Raw genomic sequence first — 20,590 nt, 5'->3', positions numbered from 1 at the left:
AAAGCTCAAATTTCAACTCCGAATAACCATTATTCGAGGTAATCTATTGCTAATAAGTAATGACCAAAATTTTTATAGCTAATGCTCAAGCAACGCGATCGCTAGGTGTGGAATTGGGGAAATCTCTGCCAGCTAGTAGCATCATTTTGCTGGAGGGAGACTTAGGGGCTGGCAAAACAACCCTAGTTCAGGGTATTGGTGAGGGACTAGGAATTACTGATGCCATTGTTAGTCCCACCTTTACTCTGATCAATGAGTACACAGAGGGACGTCTCCCCCTGTATCACCTCGATTTGTACCGGTTATCCACCTCAGAAGTAGAGTCATTAAACCCAGAACACTACTGGGAGGCAATTGAGGTTGCTCCGGGGATTGTGGCCATCGAGTGGGCTGAGCGCCTACACTATTTGCCACCCAGTTATCTACATCTGACACTAACCTATTCCCAGGACGGTGGACGTCAGGCACAATTCACCTGTAACGGTCAGTTTGATTTAGCTTGGCTGTTGGATAGGTTATCTGGTTGTTCGCCCTTGGCGTCCAGTGTAGAGTAGGTTAAAGGTTAGTCGGATTGAGGTTGACCAAAAATTTCGGTCAACTTTAATTTTTTCCCACTTGCGCTTAAATCCTATTATTAAATCCTATAGTTAAATCCGATAGTGTTTAACTGGTAAAAGTTAAAGCTTCACCTCGCACATCTGTGTTCAATTTTCCTCTGTCGTAGACTACTTGACCACCAACAATGGTCATCACTGGCCATCCGGTTAAGTTCCAACCTTCAAAAGGACTCCAGCCGCATTTCGTTAAAAGTTCTTCCCGTAACACTGGGTGGTAATTTTCCAAATCTACCAGTACCAAATCCGCATCATAGCCAGGAGCGATCGCACCTTTGTTGGGAATTCCATAAGCCTTAGCAACTGCTGTAGACATCCAGTCAGATACTTGAGCCACACTACACCGTCCCTCTATGGCTTGAGTCAGCATCAGTGGCAGAGATGTTTCTACTCCAGGCATTCCCGAAGGAGTGTGGGGGTACCCTTTGGCTTTTTCCTCCAAGGTATGAGGAGCATGGTCTGTAGCGATAAAATCGATCACGCCATCGAGTAGAGCTTGCCAAAGAACTTCGTTGTCGTGGCAGGAGCGCAAAGGCGGATTCATCTGTGCCAGGGTACCAATCTCTGCATAGGCATCGGTATTTAGTAATAAGTGCTGGGGAGTGACTTCCGCCGTCACCCAGCTAGGTTTGTCTTCCCTAAGCAATTCAGCTTCTTCCGCTGTGGATAGGTGCAAAATATGCAAGCGCCGCTGATATTTTTTAGACAACTTCAGGGCTAACTTGGTGGCATTAAGGGCAGCTTGATTGTCCTGAATCTTAGAGTGAACAGCAGGGTCAGTAATTCCAGCAAATTCCTTACGCCGCTGATTAATTCTAGCTTGGTCTTCAGCGTGTACTGCAATTAAGCGATTGTACTTCCGAGAACCTTCGCTAAAACCTTGAGCAAAAATTGGTTCTATCACTGCTTCATGATCTACCAATAGTGCACCATGAGCTGAACCCATGAATATCTTAATCCCACAAGTCGGCTGGGCATTGTGCAAATCTGGCTGATTTGCTGGTGTTGCGCCGATAAAAAAGCCATAATTAACTAAACACTTATCTGCCGCTCGCTTGAGCTTGTCATCCAGTGGGGCTTGGGTCGTCGTCGTCGGACGAGTATTCGGCATCTCTAAAAAGGACGTCACTCCACCCTTGGCACAGGCACAACTGGCAGTAAATAAGTCTTCTTTATGTTCTAGACCTGGTTCCCGAAAATGGACTTGGGGATCAATTACCCCTGGCAACAAAGTTAAGCCTTGAGCGTCTATTTCTTTATATGCCGTAACGTCCGTTGGCACTGGGATTTCTGGGGCAACCTGAACAATCCTTCGACCGCAGGTGTGGATATCCCCCAGTAAAAATTCACCAGAGGGCAATAGAATACGAGCATGGCGGATAAACAAGCAAAAGTCAGACAACATAGGAGGATGTTAGAATTTGACAGTTTCCCTGCTCGGTGTCTAGGTAGATACAGTAGATACAAACCTGATATATAGCTAAATACAGACAACCGCAGCTAACCTACCACCATGGCACAAACAAACAGGGTTGTCCTGCCAAATTGACTTTATTCACAAAACTTTACATAATCTTGATTTAGGCTCCCCTACTAACTTTAAATTTTTAAGATCTAGCTAGAAAACCCCAGAGGTTTAAATTTGCTGTTAAATTTGCTGTTAAACTTGCTGATAATTTCCCAATCAGCTATTTGTTTAAATTTCCTCAAACTTGTGTATCGGTAGTAGTTGAATGGATATGAGTCGTGTACCAGATAAAAGACCAGAAAAAAAACCTACACAGCCTTCTAAAGACAATGCTTGGGTAGAAGGAATCAAAACGATTAGCTTGAGTGCTGTTCTTGCCTTTGGGATTCGCACGTTTGTGGCTGAAGCGCGATACATCCCATCGGGATCGATGCTACCGACACTACAGATTAACGACCGCTTGATTATTGATAAGATAAGTTATCGCTTTTTCCAAGACCCACAACGAGGAGAAATTGTGGTATTTGCTCCCACTGAAAGGCTGAAAGAGCAAAACTTTAAAGATGCTTTTATCAAGCGTGTAATTGGTTTACCCGGTGACAAGGTTTTGGTGAAAAATGGGCGAGTTTATATCAATGATAAAGAAATAGAGGAAAAGTATATCGAAGAAGCACCACAGTACGATTTTGGACCACAAACAGTACCACCAGACCAATACCTAGTACTGGGAGATAACCGTAACAATAGTTACGACTCTCACCACTGGGGCTTTGTCCCTCGTGACAAAATTATCGGTCGTGCTGTAGTGCGGTTTTGGCCGTTAAATCGAATGGGGAAATTGAAACCAAATCCGATTTATCCTGAAGGATTAAATCAGTCAACTGACTTATGAAGTCTAAGTACTTCATTATTCATATTTTACACTCGCTTCGCTCGCTGGACACCAAGTTTGCACGACACGACCAATTAATTCTTGCCCTAGCCAGGGGGTATTACTAGAAAGGGATTTGAGGTTTTTTTGGTGAACAATCCAAGGGGATTGAGGATTGAATAAGACTAACTCAGCGGATTGACCAGTAGCAGTGCTAGGGGGGTCTTGCTGTAGACAAATAGCAGGATTTGTGCTAAGACTTTTCCAAAGTTCTAAAGCTGACCAATCCCCTGTCTCGACTAGAGTATGCCAGAGCAGGGGTAGGGCTAGCTCTAAACCAATCACTCCTGGTGGTGCTTCAGCAAAGGCAACGGTTTTTTCTTCATAAGTGTAGGGAGCGTGGTCAATTGCGATCGCATCAATAATCCCCTCCCGAACACCTCGGATCAGTGCGGCTTGGTCAACTGGGTTTCCCAACGGCGGTTCCAAGCGCAAATTGGAGTTGTAACTGCATAAGTCTTCCGTATTGAGCAATAGATGCATCCAAGTGGTACTGGCTGTTACTGGCAACCCCGCTGCTTTGGCTGATTCAATCAATTGGACAGCACGACTGGTGGAGATACGCATGAGATGGACTGGCGTGCCAGTGGTTGCTACCACTTCTAATAAGGCAGCGATAGCGGATGATTCTGCGATCGCAGGATTCCCTGGCAAACCCAAAGCAATTGACTGGATACCTTCTCGCATCACTCCCCCATTTGCCAACTTAGGGTCACAAGCCCAAAGTGCCACTGGTTTACCCAAGGATTGTAGGTATTCCAACAACCGTCGAACTAGTGCTAAATTACATAAAGGACCTTCATCGGTAAAGCCCACTACTCCCCCTAAAGCTAGTTCAGCTAATTCAGTCATTTGCTGTCCTTCTAACCCGATGGTGAAGGCACCCCAGTGATAGAGTTGAGGTGAGCAAGGGGGGAGGCTTAGATAGGGAGAGTTTTGGAGTTCTTGCCGTTGTGCTAAAACAGCAGAATTGTCTAGGGGGGGTTTAGTGTCAGGCAAAATGGCTAAGCGAGTAAAGCCTCCATTTGCCGCTGCTGCCAGTAGTGAAGACCAGGTTTCCCGTTGCTCATGTCCTGGTGCACCAGAATGGCTGTAGAGGTCTACTAGTCCTGGTCCTAAAATGTGTCCCTGACAATCTTGCACCACTGTATCGCCAGAGATTTCCTTGATGTGAGTTTCTACTGCCGTGATTACACCATCAGTAATCAGCACATCAGCGACTTGGTCAATTCCAGAAACTGGGTCTAAAACCCGGACTTGTTGAAGTAGTTTACTATTCATTGGGGAAACGGAAAATGAAAAATAATTGGCTTTTAACTTAATCCCCCTTTCTAGCTAATCATATTTAAATTACTTGTTATGACGACTTATTTTTTACATTACTAAGTATATTTTTAAAATATAGCAGTCGCCAGCGATGCAGCGCGGTCTTGGGGAGGCAGCGCGGTCTTGGGGGTCCCCCCCATGAGCGACTGCCGTGGTTTCCCCCGGAGACGAAACCTGATTACGTTGAGCCTTTATGGTTGGTAGGTTATGCAAAAAAGGGTTAAAACTTATTGATTAAGGCTCAACTGTCTTACGGTAACTTCAAACCATGAGCGACTGCATCAAGACAGGGCAGTTAGGACATGACAAAAGTCTCACACCCTTTGTAAGCGCAAGAGTTTGACTTCTGACTTCTGACTTCTGACTTTTGACTTCTGCTATACCACTTTGCCAGATTTTGTCAGACTTATAAAGATGTAATAAATAGGCCGAAAACAATTTATTTTTCAAGCTTTATGAGTCATTACAGACTTTCTGGGAGCATCCAAATTTGGAATAAACATACCACATTAAGCTGTATTAACGTGATGTTAATGCCTATAGAATAAGAGATATTTACCAAAATAGTATGCTCCCGAATTGATTAATTTTTATTGGCAGCAAATACGTTAACCAATTTGACCACTTGTGCAGGTCTATGATAAAATGTCCAATGCTGCGGAGACTCTGTTATAGCGTCAGTGTTGGATATTTTCAGCCTTTTTGTGATGTCTTCACTATTGGAAAACGTGGCTAAGTAAGTTGTTATTTCGCTAGCGCTGTAAGTAACATAATCATCATCATTTTCTATTTGACCGTTTCTATCTCCTGGAGCATCATTTTTCAAAAGAAGAAATGAGATATGGTTAGGGGGAGCAATAAGTTCCACATATTGCGTCGGCAACAGATCACGGTCACAAAATGAATGTAGAGTTAAGTCACATATTTCCATCTCAGTTTCACTACTCGCCAGGGCATTCATCCCATTGATTGTTAGCACTAGCATACAGGTTAATAACGTTACAAAACAAGTTTTGATCATTTTTTTCATTTCTTTTTTGCTTCTCCTACTTTTGGCCGACTGTAGTCAATTAACTAATTTTTTAACACTACTACGTTTTCTACCTGAAAGTTGAGGTGTAAAACCTAATAGTTGAGGTCAAAAAAATCTTTATTGAAGGCTAAACTCGAGCACTGTTGGACTTTTCTCATTTTATCAGTATAAACGAGTTGTTCGAGTTTAAAACCACTCGCTGCAAATAAATCATTATATTCTTATTCCGTGCGCCAGTAACCTTCAACCGATTAACCTTCAACCTATTTTCACATTCGCTCCATAAACTGCCACTGCAACCCCAACTAACAATACCACGGCACCTACCAAGACCAATACCCCCGGCACTTCCTGAAAAATCAGATAGCCCAAAAAACAAGCACCAACCGGTTCAAACAAAATAGCCAGGGTCACCAGGGTAGGATTAATCCAGCGTACCAACCAGTTAAAACTGGTATGTCCCACCATTTGGGGGAAAAGTGCCAATAACAAGATGTAGAGGTAAACTCCTACCGGATAATTGAGATAACTGACACCCCAGAGTAAGGATAACAGTAACAACACCAAAGCCCCCATACTGTAGGCGACAGCACTATAGCTACCGATACTCAAACCCCGCTGCTGTGCTTCACGTCCCCAAAGTACATACAAACTTGCTATCACTGCTGCCATCAATGCTAGAGAATTCCCCAACAGAGGATTACTCCCACCACTAATAGCACCCCCATCCCCCAAACTAATCAGCACAGCACCTACAAAGGCTACACCAATCCCCAAAACCGTCAGCCTAGTTAGTTTTTCCTTGAACCACAGCCAAGAAACTAGAGCAACCCAAATCGGAGTTGTGGTAACTAAGGTAGTAGATGCCGCAATGGAAGTAAAAGACAAGGAAGTAATCCAAGTCACAAAGTGTAGCGCTAAACAAATACCAGCCCCACTGGCATAGAGTAATGCACCTGGACCTAGCTGAGCTTGCCTGAAATTGCGCCAAGCTGGTAACAGTAGCATAGACGCAATAGTAAGGCGAGACCCAGCCACGAACAGGCTAAACCCTACCCCACTCACCCCAGCCGATGCGATCGCTAATCGCACAAAAATAGCTGATGTCGAAATCGCCAACACACCAGCCAAGAAAACCAATCCCACCTGCCACCGCAGCGGCTGCTTTATAATTTTCATAGCCATACAGCTTCAATCCCCAACCATTACCATTATTCCGCCAGAGGTACCAGGTGAGAAGTGAAGAAGTCTACTTAATCCTTGATAATTTCTAATTTAGAATTTAAACTATGTTTGAACTACCGCCACTCAATACTAATACAATTTGGTCAATTTTAAACGAATAAATTGATGACGATACCGTTAATAAACTACTCTGGTACTATCTAGGTTATCGTTATAACTCAACTACCGGGCAGTGGGATATAACTGAGGTTAATCCTGAATGGCAAGAAGACTATCCCGAGCCACCCAATTTCCTAGAAAGCCGCCCTGCTACGGTAAAACTAACCCGTTCAATACCCAAAGAAAATAAACAGCTATTGAAAGAAAAATTAGGTTTCAAAGGTTACAAAATCGGGGAATTTGGTCCTCGACAAACTCGCCGAGCTACCGCAGCAAACTGGTTACTGAATTATATGGAACAAAACGGTATTGCCTCAGTCTAGCGTTTTTCATACTTATGAGGTACACAGGATTTTTTCCCTATTCCCTGCTCCCTGCTCCCTGCTTCCTAAAACTTAGGAAGTTGTACCTCAACCAATTGAGAAATGCTATGTAAAATACTTCATCCTTCAACCGTACTCGATAAATCAGTAGGAACAACTACACACTCCAACTCCGCCTTGTGACTCTCCTGCTGGTTCTCCAAATTAATTGCGATCGCTTCAATTCTGATTTGAGTCGTGCCTTCGGGTATAACTAATTGAGTCATTGCCTCCAGCTCCCCAGCCGCATTGGGGAGTAAATCTATAATAGAACGGGTTTCCTGGAGCAGAGAGCGAGTTTGCACGTCTTTAACCCACAATTTAATACATAGACGAGATTGACTAGGAGGAAGTTTTATGGTAACCATTACCTTTTCTCCAGCAACCAACTCCCTAGTAGTCGGTATTGATAAAGTGGGTGCTGTTAAGGTCGCATCCAACTCTAGGGATGAAAGATTCTCCAGTTTCGCCTTAACGTCATGTTGCTTAGTTGCAGTAGCTTTTGTAGCTTGTGGGGCTATTTCTATATCGTCTACTACAATTTCCTGAGTGCTCCAATCGTGACTAGTAATACCAACTTTAGGGGGTGTTTCTGGCATTGCTAATTCTGAACTAACTAGCGACAAATCCTCAGATTCTGTCATTGACTCCAAGACCTTTTCTGGAAATTCCCTAACCTCTTCTTGGTTGCTAGCCGTTTGATTCCTCTGTTCATCTTCCACTGCTGAGTGATCTTGCCCAGCAGGATTACTCTCTGGGGATAATTCTAACCTCAGCAATTCCATCAATTCATCATCTTCCGCTAAAGCACTCAACCGTGACCAAAAACGCTCTTCCATGTTTAAGGCTCGGAAAGCATCTTCTAAAGCGATTGACTCAGGATCTTGTACAGAATCTGGAGTCTCCCACCGAGTAGTATTCAATAATTGGTTTAGCTTGGAATTCTTGAACTGGGTATCAAGGGATTCTGAATCCTCTAACTGAACATCTGTCTGAGATTGATCAATCTCACTAATCTCAATAGTTTGGATTGCCTCAGATTCCGTTAGGGAATTAATCAGCACTTCAGAAGCATCATTAGAATTAGATGAGACCTCAGAATTTATCTCTAAGTTACTATCTTCAGTAGTATTTTTAGTACTATCTTTGGACTGTTCTACTGTGTCTTGAACTAATGTGTCTTGAACTAATGTGTCTTGAACTACTGTGTCTTGAACTACTGTGTCTTGAACTACTGTGTCTTGAGGCTGTAACTCTGACCCAGTATCTTGCTCTCGATTATTTAGTTCTGGATTGGCTGTAGTCGAGGATTCTTGATCATCTAGGGAAACGGAATCAGATCCTTTAGACTGATCTTGGACATCTTCGTGCTTTGCCTCAGGGTCAGCCACCGACTGCATTGTAGGCAAATTGGGCAATTCGAGGGATTTAACAGTTATGTCACTCGGCTGATGCTGGTAAAGTTTTGGTGGTAAAGACCGTCCAGAGATAGGTTGCAAGAACAGAGATGGATGGTTTTGGGGTAGCTCAACCAGATCCAGCGTAGTCTCCTCTAAGGGGTATTCATCTAATAATAGAAGGTCTTGATCAGGTTGATCAGGTTTGGCAGATTGAGCGATGCGATTAGCAAGTACTACCATGGTTTCCATGGGCATCCCCTGATTCCCTGGCACAATTACTTCTAATAAATCCTCTACATTAGCTGTAACAGTAAATTGTTGAGTTGCTAAAGGAGTTGACTGTGAATTATAAAGGGTGATTTTTCCTAAAATTAGACCACTTTGGCAATCCGTCGGAATATCTAGACTATGGCTAAATCCTAAAAATAACTCCTCTTGAGATAGTGAGTACTCAATATCTAACAAACGTTTTCCTGTTTGAGGAAACCGCAATTGATAGCGTAGAGTAGCAGGGAATAAGTTTTCTAAAACACTATCTAAAACACTAACTGTTATACTATCACCATTATTATTAATTTTATCATTATCTACTACCAATGCTCCTTTGATAGTCAACGACTCTCCTCGCTTTGCCAGGAAAATTTCCTTATCTAGTCTTAGGGTTAAACCGTACTGATTAACATCTGTATCTGAAACCCAATCTGAATCAGAGGTTTTTCTTAGCTGTTGGTTATCTTCAGATTCCCTATCTTCCAACTCATCCAATACTGGCTGAAGCACCTGTTGTAGTAGTTGCTCCAAAGTTTCCAGAGATTCCTCCATGATGGAATTCTCAACAGTCGATTGGAGTGGTAAGTCTTCCGAGATAGTTGCTGTTAGTTGTTGGTTGGTCTCAGAATTAACCGGTGCCTCTGGGTAAACCTCTTCTACCTCTTCCAAAACTGTCTCTGGGCTAGGACTAGATTCCTCTGGGCTAACCCCAATTGGTGCTTGGGCTTGGTCAACAGGTAACTCTGGTGCAGCAATGGTTATGGGTTGTTGCTCTGGTGGTGTTATCTGACTCTCGTACTCCTGAGGGTTAGATAATTCTGATCTAGTATCTGAGCTAGCATCTGTTGCTTTCAGGTCATTAGCAATAGTATTGGTGGAGGGAGAATCAACAGCTAGCTCAGGTGTACTCAGGGAATTGTCTAGTTGAGGCGGCTGAGTATCAGTTTCGGTGACTTCTACTGGGGTGGCTTCTACTGGGGTGGATTCTACTGGGGTAGATTCTACTGGGGTAGATTCTACTGGCGTGGATTCTGCTACTGATGAGGATACAGAGGTTTTCGGGGGTGTCTCTACATCTTTGACTTTGGGTATGACTTGTAGCGCTAAAGATTTTCGCCAGGACTCACCCAGAAAATCGTCCATGATATCGTTACTGCAACGTAACTTCCACAGACCAGGTTTAAGCTTGGTGAAAGGAATAACCACCATTAACCCTTCTGAGTTGGTGCGACGCCATCGTTTCTGGGACTTGCGTTTGGGTGGCACTTGCTCTGTGCTATCATAGCTGACGCAAATTTCTACATCAGTATTGGGCCGGTTGGAACGAGCCACTATCCGATACCGACCGGATTCTATCTCCATCTCAGAAGACTTGATTGGCTTCCAGGAGCGCTCCCCCTCTTTCTGTAGTAGAAATTCCCAGTACTTCTTAGCCATTGTCGATATCTATGACCCAAAGACCTGCTAATGGACTTGATTGCTTTTCCAATTAGCTTACACTTTAAGTCGAGTATTTTGCTTATCCCCACCCTCGGGATTTGTCAACCACCGGATTCGACAGAGTGACTGACATCTACTCTGTTTAAGGGGATAAGAAAGCAATACCACAAAATTAACCTTTAAGATGTGCTTGTTGATACTAAATTTTAGGGCTAATCTTAAGAAGTAAGCATTCAGCTATCAGCTATCAGCTATGAACCGAAGGCTTGTAGCCATGTTACGGGAATGGCTTAGGGCTGACGGCTGACAGCTGACGGCTGAATGCTGACCTTAAGGATTATTCTAAGCCTGAGAGATCTCCTGCCTAAAGTGTTGCTGATTCGAAAGCTAGAATTTACCAATTCATCAGTTCATCTATTACAGTGCGAATACGATAAGTGTTCCGGTCACAAGGATTCACACAAATAACATCTACCCTGACATAATCACCTTTGGGAGCACATACAAGATTAAAAATAACGTTATTTCCTCTTTTATAGCGCCATGGGTGAAATTCAGTTTTTTCGATTTCTCCTCCATTGACAAGAATATTCATTTTTTCTATACCTTTCTTGTTACAGCTTGTCTCACTCCCACTACTAACGGAATGCCAACCTGTACTACCTCCATTTGCGCTTATTGCATTAGCTAATCCTTGGTTTAGGGTCATACTTACAATAGTTGCAACAGATAAAATGCTTAATTTCTTTAACATCGTGATTCCTCCTTATCTCTTGTTAACTAATTTTATAACATCTTATTTTTATTGATTATTAAGAATAATCAATAAAAATAAGATGTTTTTTGAAAACTTAAAATTACTTAATATTTATTGTGTATAAATTTAAGGCATTGCTGAATTAAAATAGATAATAGCGTTTTCAAACGATTTGTAAATTTATAGATTCTAGAAAAAGGCAAGAGACAAGAGGCAAAAGGCAAGAGGTAAAAGAGCTATAGAGTTTTATAGCAAACTTAAAAAAGACCTTTTCAGTTTACATCTCAAATACAAATGCTATAAAACCGTAGGGGGTAAATCTCAATGCATGCTGTTTGATCCGGTGGGTGGAACGGGCATCTTGCCCGTGGGTGGAACGGGGCGGGCTGTCCCAATTCTGGCTACGAGGAGGAACATGAAGGCTCCCCTAAGGCACCCTACTCGACTAATCTTAAGGATTTTTCTAAGCCTCAGAGATAGCTTGTCTGAAGTGCCTAATAGCTTCAACTTTGGAAGCCATCATCAGACACCGAGACAATAAGTCAATATCCAAATCTGGCAAGACTTCACTCTGGGAAATTTTTTCGTAACCATCAGAGCGCAAGTGATACAAAGCAAAGACACCATCCTCCCAAAACCAAACTTCGGGTACTCCTAATGATTGGTAACGACTTAGTTTGCTCTGATTACCACTGGTAAAGACAACTTCAATAGAGAGGTCTGCAATCACTCCTGACGCTCTACCAATTAGGTAAGATTGGTCTGCTTGTGCAGATGCTTCCCCTTCCTTCTCTTGGGTAAAGCTACCGGTTGGAGTGAACTCAATTTGTTTTTCAACAAAATAAGTACCCAGCAACAGTGCTATGACACCACTGAAGACTTCATGGTCTTGGGAAACTGCCAATATTTCTACCTCACCCCTGTAGTAGAACAGTCGAATTCCTGGGGAGTTGACGAACCCCGCTTGAATTGATTTGAAGTTATGCCAACTTACCCCGGAGTGGACTAGCCGTTGGTCTGTTTGTTTATCTACGACATAGGTCATGGCGATTATTCCTTGTTCACCATAGAAAGCCTAATCATGGAGTTTGCGATCGCAAACTTCCTGACTACCATCTTTGTAACCATTCAGCTGACAGCTGAGGGCTGACAGCTGACGGCTAACAGCTGACGCATCTTTCCTTACCAGATTAGCGAGATTATGTCCTCTTCAGCTATTGAACATTTGTTACCTTACCGAGACGAGTAAAGCGAATTTCAATCCTGCGCCTAGTTTGATCATCCTTTAAACTAATCGGAGCAATTTTTCCATTAGGTAAAATTAACTGGGCTGCAGAATAAGCCCGAAATTGCAACCCCTTCAGCCGCCCTTCCTTAGATTGAATCTCACGGAGTAATTGCACAACTGCCAAAGCTCGCATCAGTCCTAAATCAGCATTAGATCCTGGTCTAAGTTGACTGATAGAGGAATTTTTATTAACTACATTCCCAATGGTCTGGTCGATATTGCCAGCACCAAGATTAGGTTGACCATCGGTGTGACCAATCAGTTCTACTACATTAATTTCATAGTCCTTGGCATTGCTTTCAATCGCAGGGACAATTTGCTGCCGAATATAGTCTTTCATCGCTGAGGGAATTTCCGCACTGCCGGAATCAAATCGGTAAGCCCCCTGATCTTTGATTACAATAATTGGAGGTGTATCTGGTGGTTTTGGTGCTGCAGCAATCTGTACCTGCAAAGCCCTAACCTGCTGTTCTAGTGCCTTTTGGCGGTCAGTTGAGCGCTTTGCCCTAGCTCTCCAAATCGCTACGCCACGCTCAAGTTGATCAACCCGAACTGCCTTAGCTCGTAATTCCGCATTCTCCCTTGCTAATTGCACCACTTCATCTTCACTTCTGGTGAGATCATCAATGGTTGATTCCAAGGCAGTTTGTGCCAGCACAGACTTCAAAATAGACAGCAACAAAAATAAGATCAGGATCATGAAGGCATTAGACATTAAGTCTGTAAAGGCTGGCCAGAGATTTATCTCTTCATTCCAATCATTATTTCGTGAACGACGCATTTTATCAATTTCCTGTCAATTTTATAGTTATTATGTAAGTATTCAGCCGTCAGCCGTCAGCCGTCAGCTTATGCCCATAGCGCACGCTACTAATGGTGCTTTTGAATAAGCGATGCAGCCCCTACCCACTCGCGCTTTGCATCAAGAAAAGAGCTAAGCATTCGTTTAATTTGAGTTAGGTTCCAGCGTCGAAGCCTGTGCCACAAAGCTGATAGCTGATAGCTGATAGCTTACGTGATTATTTGTCATTTGCCAGGTTTATCGTTCACTGCTCAAACGCCTGACTAGCTCTCCTACAGTCATATCTTGGGTTATGCGAGTTGAACCATCGACTTGATTGGACTCAATCATTTTTTTGCTAATCTTAGCAATTTCCTGATTAGTGTTATTGAGATGATTGACAACTTTTTCAAGATTGTGTCGCATAATTTCATAATTATGCTGGTCAGTATTAGCTTGCTGAGTAAGACTTTGATCAAGGCGATCGCCTAAAGCCTGAATGCCCAGACTTACTCCTTCGGTATAGCTTTTCACATTTGACACTAACTTAGCCAATTCAGCCTGAACGTCACTCAAGCTATCGCTTCGAGAAACAATCCGTTGCTCTAATTGATCAAGCCTAGCGATCGCTGACTGAAATCCCTGTGCTCCTTGCTGAAGTTGGGGGATAATCTTCCCTAAGGCTTGTTGACTGTGATGATGCTGCTTCACTACATCTATAGAAGATTGTCTGAGGGCACTGATTTCTTCTGCCAATTTTACCAACTTAACCCCATGAAGTTGAAGTTCAGCCATTGCTACTCCCATAGCTTGGACTGATTGGGATAGCATACTGGCTGACTCAGAGAAACTGCTTTGGGTTCTAGTTAAATCTACTGTAGCCTTAGATAATTTTTGAGGAAACTGGCTATGCTCGAAGGTTTGAGCCACTTGGGTAAATTGAGCAGCAGCTAACTGAAATTCCTCAGCACTTCTGGCGATAGTACTAGCAGCTTGGAAGAATCTATTGTAAGAATTTTCTGCTATTTTAAGCACTTGAGTGTTAGCATCAGCAATTTCTTGAACTTTTTCTCGTAGTGAGGATTCCACTGCTTCTCGAACAGTCTGACCAAATTTCGCCAAAAAGTTGTCAAAGATATTGGACATCCCCTGAACCAATACATCCAGGCGTGTTTGCCCTACTAAAGTCGGCTGATAAATATTATCCAAGTAGTCTTCTAAGTAACTAATTAGATTATTTTTGGCTAGCCCTGTATTGAAGGCGACATTAACTACGGTTAAGACAGCACTAAAAAAGATCGCAGTTAAGCTAGTGGTAAAAGCAATCCCCATCCCTTCTAGGGGTTGCTGTAATTGGTTAACTAAAGTATTGATATCGGTAGCATCAGACTGACTGATTGTTTGACTCAGTGCTAACAAATTGATGGTGATGCCGATAAAGGTACCTAGTAAGCCAAAGGATAACAGTAAGCTAGGCATAATCCGACCAATGTAATCAATTTGGTCACAAGAGATGCCAACAACTTTCTCGTGGCTGTAGGCTTGGTCAATTAATGCGCCTGTATTGACCTGCTCTAAATGTCGGCTAGCATCTGAGAACCGTCTTTCTAGCTCCTCTACAATTCTGGGTTTTTTCCCACGAGGCTGTCCATGGATTAGTCTTCTTACTCGCTTCCCTAGGGATAAAAGATGGGTATGGAGAGCAAAACGTAGTAAAATTACGAATACTGATGGGATTACCACCAGTACTACAGTCAGGGCAATTAAGTAATCAGGTATTGGTAGCATAGCAGCAGCTGGGGAACTCTATAGGTGAAATGGTAGCGCAGCATCCTCAGGATGATAACCCATTTCTTTATAACCTAAGCATACCCAGACTTATCTCAAACCATTGATATTTAACTACGAAATAATAGGAGGTTATTGAGTGTTAACACTGAATAGTCAAGGGTGCATCTCCTAACAGTTTGACCCAGCAGTGGTGCGTTACGGGCAACAACCTCACCCTGGCTACGAGGCCAAATATCAAGGCCCCCCTAACACACCCTACCCATACGAAGGTGCGTTACGGGCAACAACCTAACCCTGGCTACGAGGCGAAATATGAAGGCCCCCCTAACGCACCCTAAGCAACTCAACACTCAACACTCAACACTCAACGCAATTGTTCTATCTGCCCTTTTAACTGGTCAGTTTTATCCAATAAATCAGCTTGGGTCATAGTTTCTTGTTCCCCAGAGGCCAGCCATTTCAAATTCACTGTGTTGCTCTGAGCTTCAGCATCTCCGATCACTAAACAAGCCACCGCACCACTGCGGTCAGCTCGCTTAAACTGTTTACCAAAAGCACTTCCACTCAAGTCCAGTTCTACAGCCAACCCAGCTTGGCGCAGTTGTTGAGCCAGTTTCAACCCTTGAGCTTGAGCTACTTCACCTCTGGATACTAGATAAAAATCTAGCGCTAGGGTTGGTGATGCTTGCAGTTGTTGCAGCAAAATCACTAAACGCTCCAAACCAATGGCCCAACCAACGGCTGGAGTTTTATTTCCCCCCAATTCATGGACTAATCCGTCATAGCGACCACCACCACAAACTGTTGCTTGAGCGCCTAAGTCATCAGAGATAATTTCAAAGGCAGTGTGGGTGTAGTAATCCAACCCCCGCACCAAGCGAGGATTGAGCTGGTAACTAATCCCATTATCCTGCAACAACTGCTTTACCTGATCAAAATGACTTTGGGACTCTGAACTGAGGTAGTCTAAAATGCTCGGAGCATCCTGAGCAATCTCTTGAGTACGTTTGTCTTTACTATCTAAAATCCTGAGGGGATTGCGAGTTAAACGGTCTTGAGAATCTTCGTCCAACTCATCTTTGTAAGGAGTGAGGTAATCTACCAGAGCCTGTCGATACTGTTGACGGTCTTCGGTACTACCGACAGAATTCAGGTCAAGTTTCAGGTTAACTAGACCCAAGGTATTTAGGATATCGATTGCGATCGCAATTACTTCTGCATCTGCCCTCGGATCACGAGAACCAATCACCTCTACCCCCAATTGATGAAACTGTCGCTGTCGTCCAGCTTGGGGATTTTCATAGCGAAACATCGGACCGGTATACCAGAGCCGTTGTACTCCACCAGCAGCATAGAGGCTATTTTGAATATAAGCTCGCACTACTCCCGCTGTCCCTTCTGGACGTAGTGTCACCGAACGAGGAGGGGTTGCCCGGTCGTTGAAGGTATACATTTCCTTCCCCACCACATCAGTAGCTTCCCCAATCCCCCGTTCAAACAGTTCAGTGCGCTCAAAAATGGGAGGACGAATTTCTCGATAAGCCGCTCTATTGAGAATCTGTTGTGCGATCGCTTCTACTTGCTGCCAATATCCCACTTCGTCTGGCAGGATATCCCGTGTTCCTCGTAAAGCCTGGATTAAACCCATTAACCTTTTGCTTCCCCATCATGTGAGCTGCTGTCCACCATCGGAAGTGTCTTCTTCCCAGGCACCATAGCGATTTTGATAATAGGACAAAATTTGCTTGACCCGTTCTGTTTCTAATTTATCAGCAGTCTCGGCATACTCAATCCACAATCCACCAACTTGGCTCTGATTGTAATCAAACTGCTGGGATGTTTGGGGTAGTAAATCAGCGTCTACCCCTGTCACTTGCCGTAAATGGGCAGCTACCTCTCGATATACTGCCAAGGGTAAACCAGGACAACTAATTTGATAACGCAATAGTTTACACTGCTCCATGATCCTAGGGTACCTTGTATTAGGGATTAAGTAGCAGAACCATTAACCCAATTTCTAACACCTTTAGCTATCAGCGTGTCGCGTATCAGCTATCAGCCAAAGGTCTGTGGCAACGCTACTGCAACAGTTTATGCCCATAGCGTACGCTACTAATACTTTTTCATAAAATCAGCACAATTAGTAGCGTCAGCCAAGGCCAAAGGCTTTTGGGCCACGGTACGGGAATGGCTGATGGCTGACGGCTGATAGCTGAATGCTTACCTAACACCTAACACCGTGCCCTAAGGTTACCTCAAGAAGCTGATGTTGAGGTTTCTCCAACTCGTCTAGAGACTTCAACACCGTTTTCTTCCAGAATCACCACTGGATCTAAGCCTCTATACATTTCAATCCGCTTGACTAGCACTTGTCCACCTAATAGAAACTGTCCAGCTTGAACGCTACGACTAGGCTCATTAGGGACATCTAGGATAGCGTAATAGACACCCCTACCATTGTCAACTACCCCTGTGACACTGATCTTATATGCCAGTTCTGGTTCTGGTAGGATTGGCAGTTGCAGATCAAATTCAGGAGGGATAGGGGGGATACCATCCTTGACAACAGAGCTATTGTCTGGTTTTGAACCAGGCTTAGCTTTGCTCGTCTGTGTAGGCTGAGTTTTCTGGGGCCGTGGCAAAACATTTCCTCTTGATGAGCCAGGAGACTTTCTAGGGATTGATGAGCTTGGAGCCTTACGGTCGGGCTTGCTAGCTCTTGAAGGGCTGGTCGGCCTGCTAGCTCTTGAAGGGCTGGTCGGCCTGCTAGCTCTTGAGGGGCTGGTGGGTTTTACTGCTACACTACTTCCTGTCCCAGGACGCGGACGCCAAGCCGGTCTTGGTGGTGTAGGAATCAGAGGCTGTACCCTCGTAGGGGAACTACTTGGTCTGCCAGGATTGGGCAAAATCTCCACCTCTGGTTGCACTGAAATTGCTGCAAACGGGTCAAGACGTCCCTTATCAATCCGATTTCTTACTTCATTGCTTGGCAAGGTTGTGATCAACGGTGGTATTGGTATTACCTTTTCCTGCTCCGGTTTTTCCGGGGATTTAGGAGCAAATTCAGCTACAGGAGGAGAAGGTTTGGTGCTATCCGGGGAAGCCACCGGAGTAGGTTTAGGGGTAGTCGGCTCCACTTGATCAGCCTTTCTCCCCGGTTGACAGCCTCCTATAAGCAGAGCCAGCACACTCACCCATACGATGCATGATACTTTACCCATGACCACCTAAAAATAACGCTTTATCCGAGCATACCCTTGAAGTTATCGATCTGTGGCACCAACTTCTTTGAAGATAGGATTTTTTTGGCAAATTTCCAAAACTGGAGACTCTAAGCAAAAGGCTGTGGGCAGGTCAGCCGTCAGCCTTTTGCCAAAGGCTCACCCTTGGCCAAAGGCTACGCTGCGCGAATGCGAACAGCCGTCAGTGGTCAGCTTATTTTATCCAAAAGCACCTCAACTAGAGTCCAGTTACTTTGCCAGCTGTATAGGATTCTAGATAATTTTATATTATATTTATAATAATGTATGTAGTGAAAATTAATCTTAATCTTGTGTCGGTGTCATTAACTTTTGCAAAGCTTCCAAGCCTTTTTTAACGCGGCGGGATACCGTTACTACACTGATGTCTAAGCGCTGTGCTACCTCTTTTTGGGTCAAGTCATGTAAAAAAACAAATTCCAGCACTTCACGAGTGCGCTTTTCCAAATGAGCTAGGGCTTGTTGAATGCGGATTTGGTCTTCCTGTGCCAGCTGAAAACTGCGATAGCGAGGATCTGGCACTAACTCACCCAAGCTGGTGTTTCTGTCCTCTGAATCTCCCACTGGTGTATCTAAGCTCAGAGGTTCCCGATTTTGATGAGCTAGGGTAATTTCTTGCCATTCTTCTAGGGAAATGTTTAATGCTGCTGCTATTTCTTCTTCTGTCGGTTGCCGGTTTAACGTTGCTCGTAAATTTTGAGTAATTTCCACAGATTTTTGCCGTAGGGCTAGCCAGCGTCGAGGAATGCGAATTGAATAACCCCGATCTCGTAAATAGTGCTGAATTTCACCACGAATGTAGGGGATAGCGAAGGAACTAAATGCTATGCCCTTGGTGGAATCAAATCGTTCTATGGCAACAATTAAGCCAATACAGCCAACCTGAAGTAAGTCTTCGTAGCTTTCATTACACTGCTTGACCCAATGATGAGCTTCTCTCCTCACTAGTCCTAAATTGAGAGCAACTAGCTGATTGCGAAGTTCAGGGTCAGGATATTGCTGGTACTTTTGTAATAATGTTAAGCTTTGATACTTAAGTTTATGGTTAAGGTTAGTCGCCATAACAAAGTTGAAGGTGGTAGATTACAAGTAGATCACAATTAGATCACAATCGGCTATGAGACCGCTAACTCGTGCCAATTATCCTGGATGGCTGCAACAAATTTTTACTCCCTTTTGCTAATGGGTCAGGTTGAATTGGTAATGGTTGTCGGATTCCCGATTGACGATTTCCCGGATCCAATCCCCGGAAGATCTTATGTTGCATTCCTTTTCGATCAAGGGGTTCAGTTTTATTGGCGTGGGTTTATGCTAAAGTTTTGTTTGATAACATAGGTGATTTAGTTAATTTAGTTTATTAATCTCCAAAAGCACCGCCCTGGTCATAGTGTTATTGCTTTAATTGTAGATTTACCATTAAGTTTATTAAAACAGTAATTTCACCCGAATCCCGAATTAGAAACGATGAAAGTTTATTAATAATACATACAGGATAACGAAAACGCCACATTCCGATCAAAAAAGGGGCATACGCCCCTTAGCAATTAACGTTTTTGCCAATTTCCCATGCTGGGAGTCAGTGGCTTCCAAGACTCAAACCAAGGTCAGCTATGCTTGTTTTGGTTGAATGCGACCGTAAAATATTCCCTGAACTTTCACTTCTTCTGGCTCATCAGCACCTAAGTCAGTATCTGAGGGTTGTTCACTTATGAATGTACCAGCAATTTCGCCACTCTCGCTATCTACTTGAGCTATGCGCAGCTCAATGGTGCCTTCTCCCACATCTGCGCTCTTAACATTGGCAAACTCTTGGCTATCCGCTTGAGATGGCAGAGCAACCGAATTATCATAACCACTAGCCAGACCTCGACCTTTGGGATCTAGGAAAACAGCACCCCGATAAGAGGGGACGTAGAAATCACCAACAAAGTCGGTGGAAGCATTGATGCTCTCCAAACCAGGCTCAGTTGTGGCAACCAATTTTTTAATGGTAAACAGGAATGGGACTTGCTCACCTCCAGGCAACTGAATAGTGATGGGTTGGAAATCTATACCATCCTTTTCCAAAAACTTCAGACTACCATCTTCTTGAAAAACTAAGTCTCCTCGCACTTGAACCAGGCTAGAGGTATAACGGGTCAATAATTTGCCGGGAAGATATTCTGCCTCTTTGCGCTTAGTTCCTTCTTCCTTGACAAAGAAGTTGGTTGGCTGTACGCATATATCGACAATCTCATAGGACTGGTCAGGGTCTACAGGAATAGCACCCCGAGTCATTTCTGACAGCTGTGGACAGTTATTGGCTAAACCAGTGTTTTTAATCTGGTCATAGGTAAGTCCTTCGATACTTTCCAAGCTGGCTACATCTGGAGAACAGGAAGCTGTAAAGACCCCCAGACATAACGCGAGGAAGGCACAAATCAAAGCACGATACTTCATAGTCAATCTCAATCGTCAATAATCAGATCTAAAAATGTATGTTAGGTTGGTTCTGGAATTGGGTTGCTGGTGCCATAGGAGTTAAA

19 protein-coding genes are annotated in these 20,590 nt (G+C 43.7%); 4 read left to right on the top strand and 15 right to left on the bottom strand.

Annotated elements, in window-relative coordinates; all coding sequences use genetic code 11:
- The first annotated feature begins 59 nt into the window (after positions 1–59).
- On the top strand, positions 60–554 hold the full coding sequence (gene tsaE, locus F6K63_RS19055) for a tRNA (adenosine(37)-N6)-threonylcarbamoyltransferase complex ATPase subunit type 1 TsaE (protein WP_287312914.1): 495 nt from the start codon (positions 60–62) through the stop codon (positions 552–554).
- Between the two features lie 109 nt (positions 555–663).
- Here tsaE and F6K63_RS19050 read toward each other — a convergent pair whose 3' ends face one another.
- Positions 664–2,019, bottom strand: a complete 1,356-nt coding sequence (locus F6K63_RS19050; protein WP_287312913.1) for a dihydroorotase — start codon at positions 2,017–2,019, stop codon at positions 664–666.
- Positions 2,020–2,353: 334 nt separating this feature from the next.
- On the opposite strand from F6K63_RS19050, the gene lepB reads away from it, so the two are divergent.
- Positions 2,354–2,974 (top strand): signal peptidase I, encoded by a 621-nt coding sequence (gene lepB / locus F6K63_RS19045; protein ID WP_044493708.1) that lies wholly within the window; start codon positions 2,354–2,356, stop codon positions 2,972–2,974.
- A 15-nt stretch (positions 2,975–2,989) separates the two neighbouring features.
- On the opposite strand, the gene F6K63_RS19040 is transcribed toward lepB, so the two are convergent.
- From F6K63_RS19040 to F6K63_RS19030, 3 genes are all read right to left on the bottom strand, one after another.
- Positions 2,990–4,294: a dihydroorotase gene (locus F6K63_RS19040; RefSeq protein WP_287250812.1), complete on the bottom strand. Its 1,305-nt coding sequence runs from the start codon at positions 4,292–4,294 to the stop codon at positions 2,990–2,992.
- Positions 4,295–4,922: 628 nt separating this feature from the next.
- On the bottom strand, positions 4,923–5,369 hold the full coding sequence (locus F6K63_RS19035) for a hypothetical protein (protein ID WP_287250814.1): 447 nt from the start codon (positions 5,367–5,369) through the stop codon (positions 4,923–4,925).
- A 261-nt stretch (positions 5,370–5,630) separates the two neighbouring features.
- Positions 5,631–6,557, bottom strand: coding sequence for a DMT family transporter (locus F6K63_RS19030; protein WP_008186110.1), 927 nt, complete (start codon positions 6,555–6,557; stop codon positions 5,631–5,633).
- Between the two features lie 161 nt (positions 6,558–6,718).
- On the opposite strand from F6K63_RS19030, the gene F6K63_RS19025 reads away from it, so the two are divergent.
- Entirely contained in the window at positions 6,719–7,039 is a 321-nt protein-coding gene (locus tag F6K63_RS19025; protein ID WP_287312936.1) for a DUF1823 family protein, read from the top strand.
- Positions 7,040–7,158: 119 nt separating this feature from the next.
- Here F6K63_RS19025 and F6K63_RS19020 read toward each other — a convergent pair whose 3' ends face one another.
- The 8 genes from F6K63_RS19020 to F6K63_RS18985 all read right to left on the bottom strand — a co-directional run bounded on the left by F6K63_RS19020 (position 7,159) and on the right by F6K63_RS18985 (position 18,026).
- Positions 7,159–10,185 (bottom strand): hypothetical protein, encoded by a 3,027-nt coding sequence (locus F6K63_RS19020; RefSeq protein WP_287312912.1) that lies wholly within the window; start codon positions 10,183–10,185, stop codon positions 7,159–7,161.
- A 397-nt stretch (positions 10,186–10,582) separates the two neighbouring features.
- Positions 10,583–10,942: a hypothetical protein gene (locus tag F6K63_RS19015; RefSeq protein ID WP_287312911.1), complete on the bottom strand. Its 360-nt coding sequence runs from the start codon at positions 10,940–10,942 to the stop codon at positions 10,583–10,585.
- Between the two features lie 466 nt (positions 10,943–11,408).
- Positions 11,409–11,990 (bottom strand): Uma2 family endonuclease, encoded by a 582-nt coding sequence (locus tag F6K63_RS19010; protein ID WP_287312910.1) that lies wholly within the window; start codon positions 11,988–11,990, stop codon positions 11,409–11,411.
- A gap of 169 nt (positions 11,991–12,159) precedes the next feature.
- A complete protein-coding gene (locus tag F6K63_RS19005) occupies positions 12,160–13,014 on the bottom strand; it encodes an OmpA family protein (protein ID WP_008186118.1) in 855 nt (284 codons plus the stop codon).
- A 258-nt stretch (positions 13,015–13,272) separates the two neighbouring features.
- Entirely contained in the window at positions 13,273–14,802 is a 1,530-nt protein-coding gene (locus F6K63_RS19000) for a hypothetical protein (RefSeq protein WP_008186121.1), read from the bottom strand.
- A 367-nt stretch (positions 14,803–15,169) separates the two neighbouring features.
- Positions 15,170–16,453: a histidine--tRNA ligase gene (gene hisS / locus F6K63_RS18995; protein ID WP_008186123.1), complete on the bottom strand. Its 1,284-nt coding sequence runs from the start codon at positions 16,451–16,453 to the stop codon at positions 15,170–15,172.
- An 18-nt stretch (positions 16,454–16,471) separates the two neighbouring features.
- Positions 16,472–16,768, bottom strand: a complete 297-nt coding sequence (locus F6K63_RS18990) for a hypothetical protein (RefSeq protein WP_008186125.1) — start codon at positions 16,766–16,768, stop codon at positions 16,472–16,474.
- 292 nt (positions 16,769–17,060) lie between these two features.
- Positions 17,061–18,026, bottom strand: coding sequence for a hypothetical protein (locus F6K63_RS18985; RefSeq protein ID WP_287264923.1), 966 nt, complete (start codon positions 18,024–18,026; stop codon positions 17,061–17,063).
- Positions 18,027–18,078: 52 nt separating this feature from the next.
- Here F6K63_RS18985 and F6K63_RS18980 point away from each other — a divergent pair, with 52 nt between their 5' ends.
- Entirely contained in the window at positions 18,079–18,303 is a 225-nt protein-coding gene (locus tag F6K63_RS18980) for a hypothetical protein (protein WP_131826839.1), read from the top strand.
- Positions 18,304–18,350: 47 nt separating this feature from the next.
- On the opposite strand, the gene F6K63_RS18975 is transcribed toward F6K63_RS18980, so the two are convergent.
- From F6K63_RS18975 to F6K63_RS18965, 3 genes are all read right to left on the bottom strand, one after another.
- A complete protein-coding gene (locus tag F6K63_RS18975; protein ID WP_008186130.1) occupies positions 18,351–19,127 on the bottom strand; it encodes an RNA polymerase sigma factor SigF in 777 nt (258 codons plus the stop codon).
- Between the two features lie 64 nt (positions 19,128–19,191).
- Positions 19,192–19,332: a hypothetical protein gene (locus F6K63_RS18970; protein WP_154659842.1), complete on the bottom strand. Its 141-nt coding sequence runs from the start codon at positions 19,330–19,332 to the stop codon at positions 19,192–19,194.
- Positions 19,333–19,673: 341 nt separating this feature from the next.
- Positions 19,674–20,504, bottom strand: coding sequence for a photosystem II manganese-stabilizing polypeptide (locus F6K63_RS18965; RefSeq protein ID WP_008186133.1), 831 nt, complete (start codon positions 20,502–20,504; stop codon positions 19,674–19,676).
- Positions 20,505–20,590 lie beyond the last annotated feature (86 nt).

The sequence above is a fragment of the Moorena sp. SIO1G6 genome (genome assembly GCF_010672795.1).
GTDB lineage: Bacteria > Cyanobacteriota > Cyanobacteriia > Cyanobacteriales > Coleofasciculaceae > Moorena > Moorena producens.
The sequence above is the reverse complement of the archived record's forward strand: the minus strand, read 5'-3'. Positions and strand labels throughout refer to the sequence as shown.

Bases quoted from the DNA above. Each gene is read 5' to 3' on its own strand.
- tsaE (WP_287312914.1), top strand. From the start codon at position 60: ATGACCAAAATTTTTATAGCTAATGCTCAAGCAACGCGATCGCTAGGT.
- F6K63_RS19050 (WP_287312913.1), bottom strand. From the start codon at position 2,019: ATGTTGTCTGACTTTTGCTTGTTTATCCGCCATGCTCGTATTCTATTG.
- lepB (WP_044493708.1), top strand. From the start codon at position 2,354: ATGAGTCGTGTACCAGATAAAAGACCAGAAAAAAAACCTACACAGCCT.
- F6K63_RS19040 (WP_287250812.1), bottom strand. From the start codon at position 4,294: ATGAATAGTAAACTACTTCAACAAGTCCGGGTTTTAGACCCAGTTTCT.
- F6K63_RS19035 (WP_287250814.1), bottom strand. From the start codon at position 5,369: ATGAAAAAAATGATCAAAACTTGTTTTGTAACGTTATTAACCTGTATG.
- F6K63_RS19030 (WP_008186110.1), bottom strand. From the start codon at position 6,557: ATGGCTATGAAAATTATAAAGCAGCCGCTGCGGTGGCAGGTGGGATTG.
- F6K63_RS19020 (WP_287312912.1), bottom strand. From the start codon at position 10,185: ATGGCTAAGAAGTACTGGGAATTTCTACTACAGAAAGAGGGGGAGCGC.
- F6K63_RS19015 (WP_287312911.1), bottom strand. From the start codon at position 10,942: ATGTTAAAGAAATTAAGCATTTTATCTGTTGCAACTATTGTAAGTATG.
- F6K63_RS19010 (WP_287312910.1), bottom strand. From the start codon at position 11,990: ATGACCTATGTCGTAGATAAACAAACAGACCAACGGCTAGTCCACTCC.
- F6K63_RS19005 (WP_008186118.1), bottom strand. From the start codon at position 13,014: ATGCGTCGTTCACGAAATAATGATTGGAATGAAGAGATAAATCTCTGG.
- F6K63_RS19000 (WP_008186121.1), bottom strand. From the start codon at position 14,802: ATGCTACCAATACCTGATTACTTAATTGCCCTGACTGTAGTACTGGTG.
- hisS (WP_008186123.1), bottom strand. From the start codon at position 16,453: ATGGGTTTAATCCAGGCTTTACGAGGAACACGGGATATCCTGCCAGAC.
- F6K63_RS18990 (WP_008186125.1), bottom strand. From the start codon at position 16,768: ATGGAGCAGTGTAAACTATTGCGTTATCAAATTAGTTGTCCTGGTTTA.
- F6K63_RS18985 (WP_287264923.1), bottom strand. From the start codon at position 18,026: ATGGGTAAAGTATCATGCATCGTATGGGTGAGTGTGCTGGCTCTGCTT.
- F6K63_RS18975 (WP_008186130.1), bottom strand. From the start codon at position 19,127: ATGGCGACTAACCTTAACCATAAACTTAAGTATCAAAGCTTAACATTA.
- F6K63_RS18970 (WP_154659842.1), bottom strand. From the start codon at position 19,332: ATGCAACATAAGATCTTCCGGGGATTGGATCCGGGAAATCGTCAATCG.
- F6K63_RS18965 (WP_008186133.1), bottom strand. From the start codon at position 20,504: ATGAAGTATCGTGCTTTGATTTGTGCCTTCCTCGCGTTATGTCTGGGG.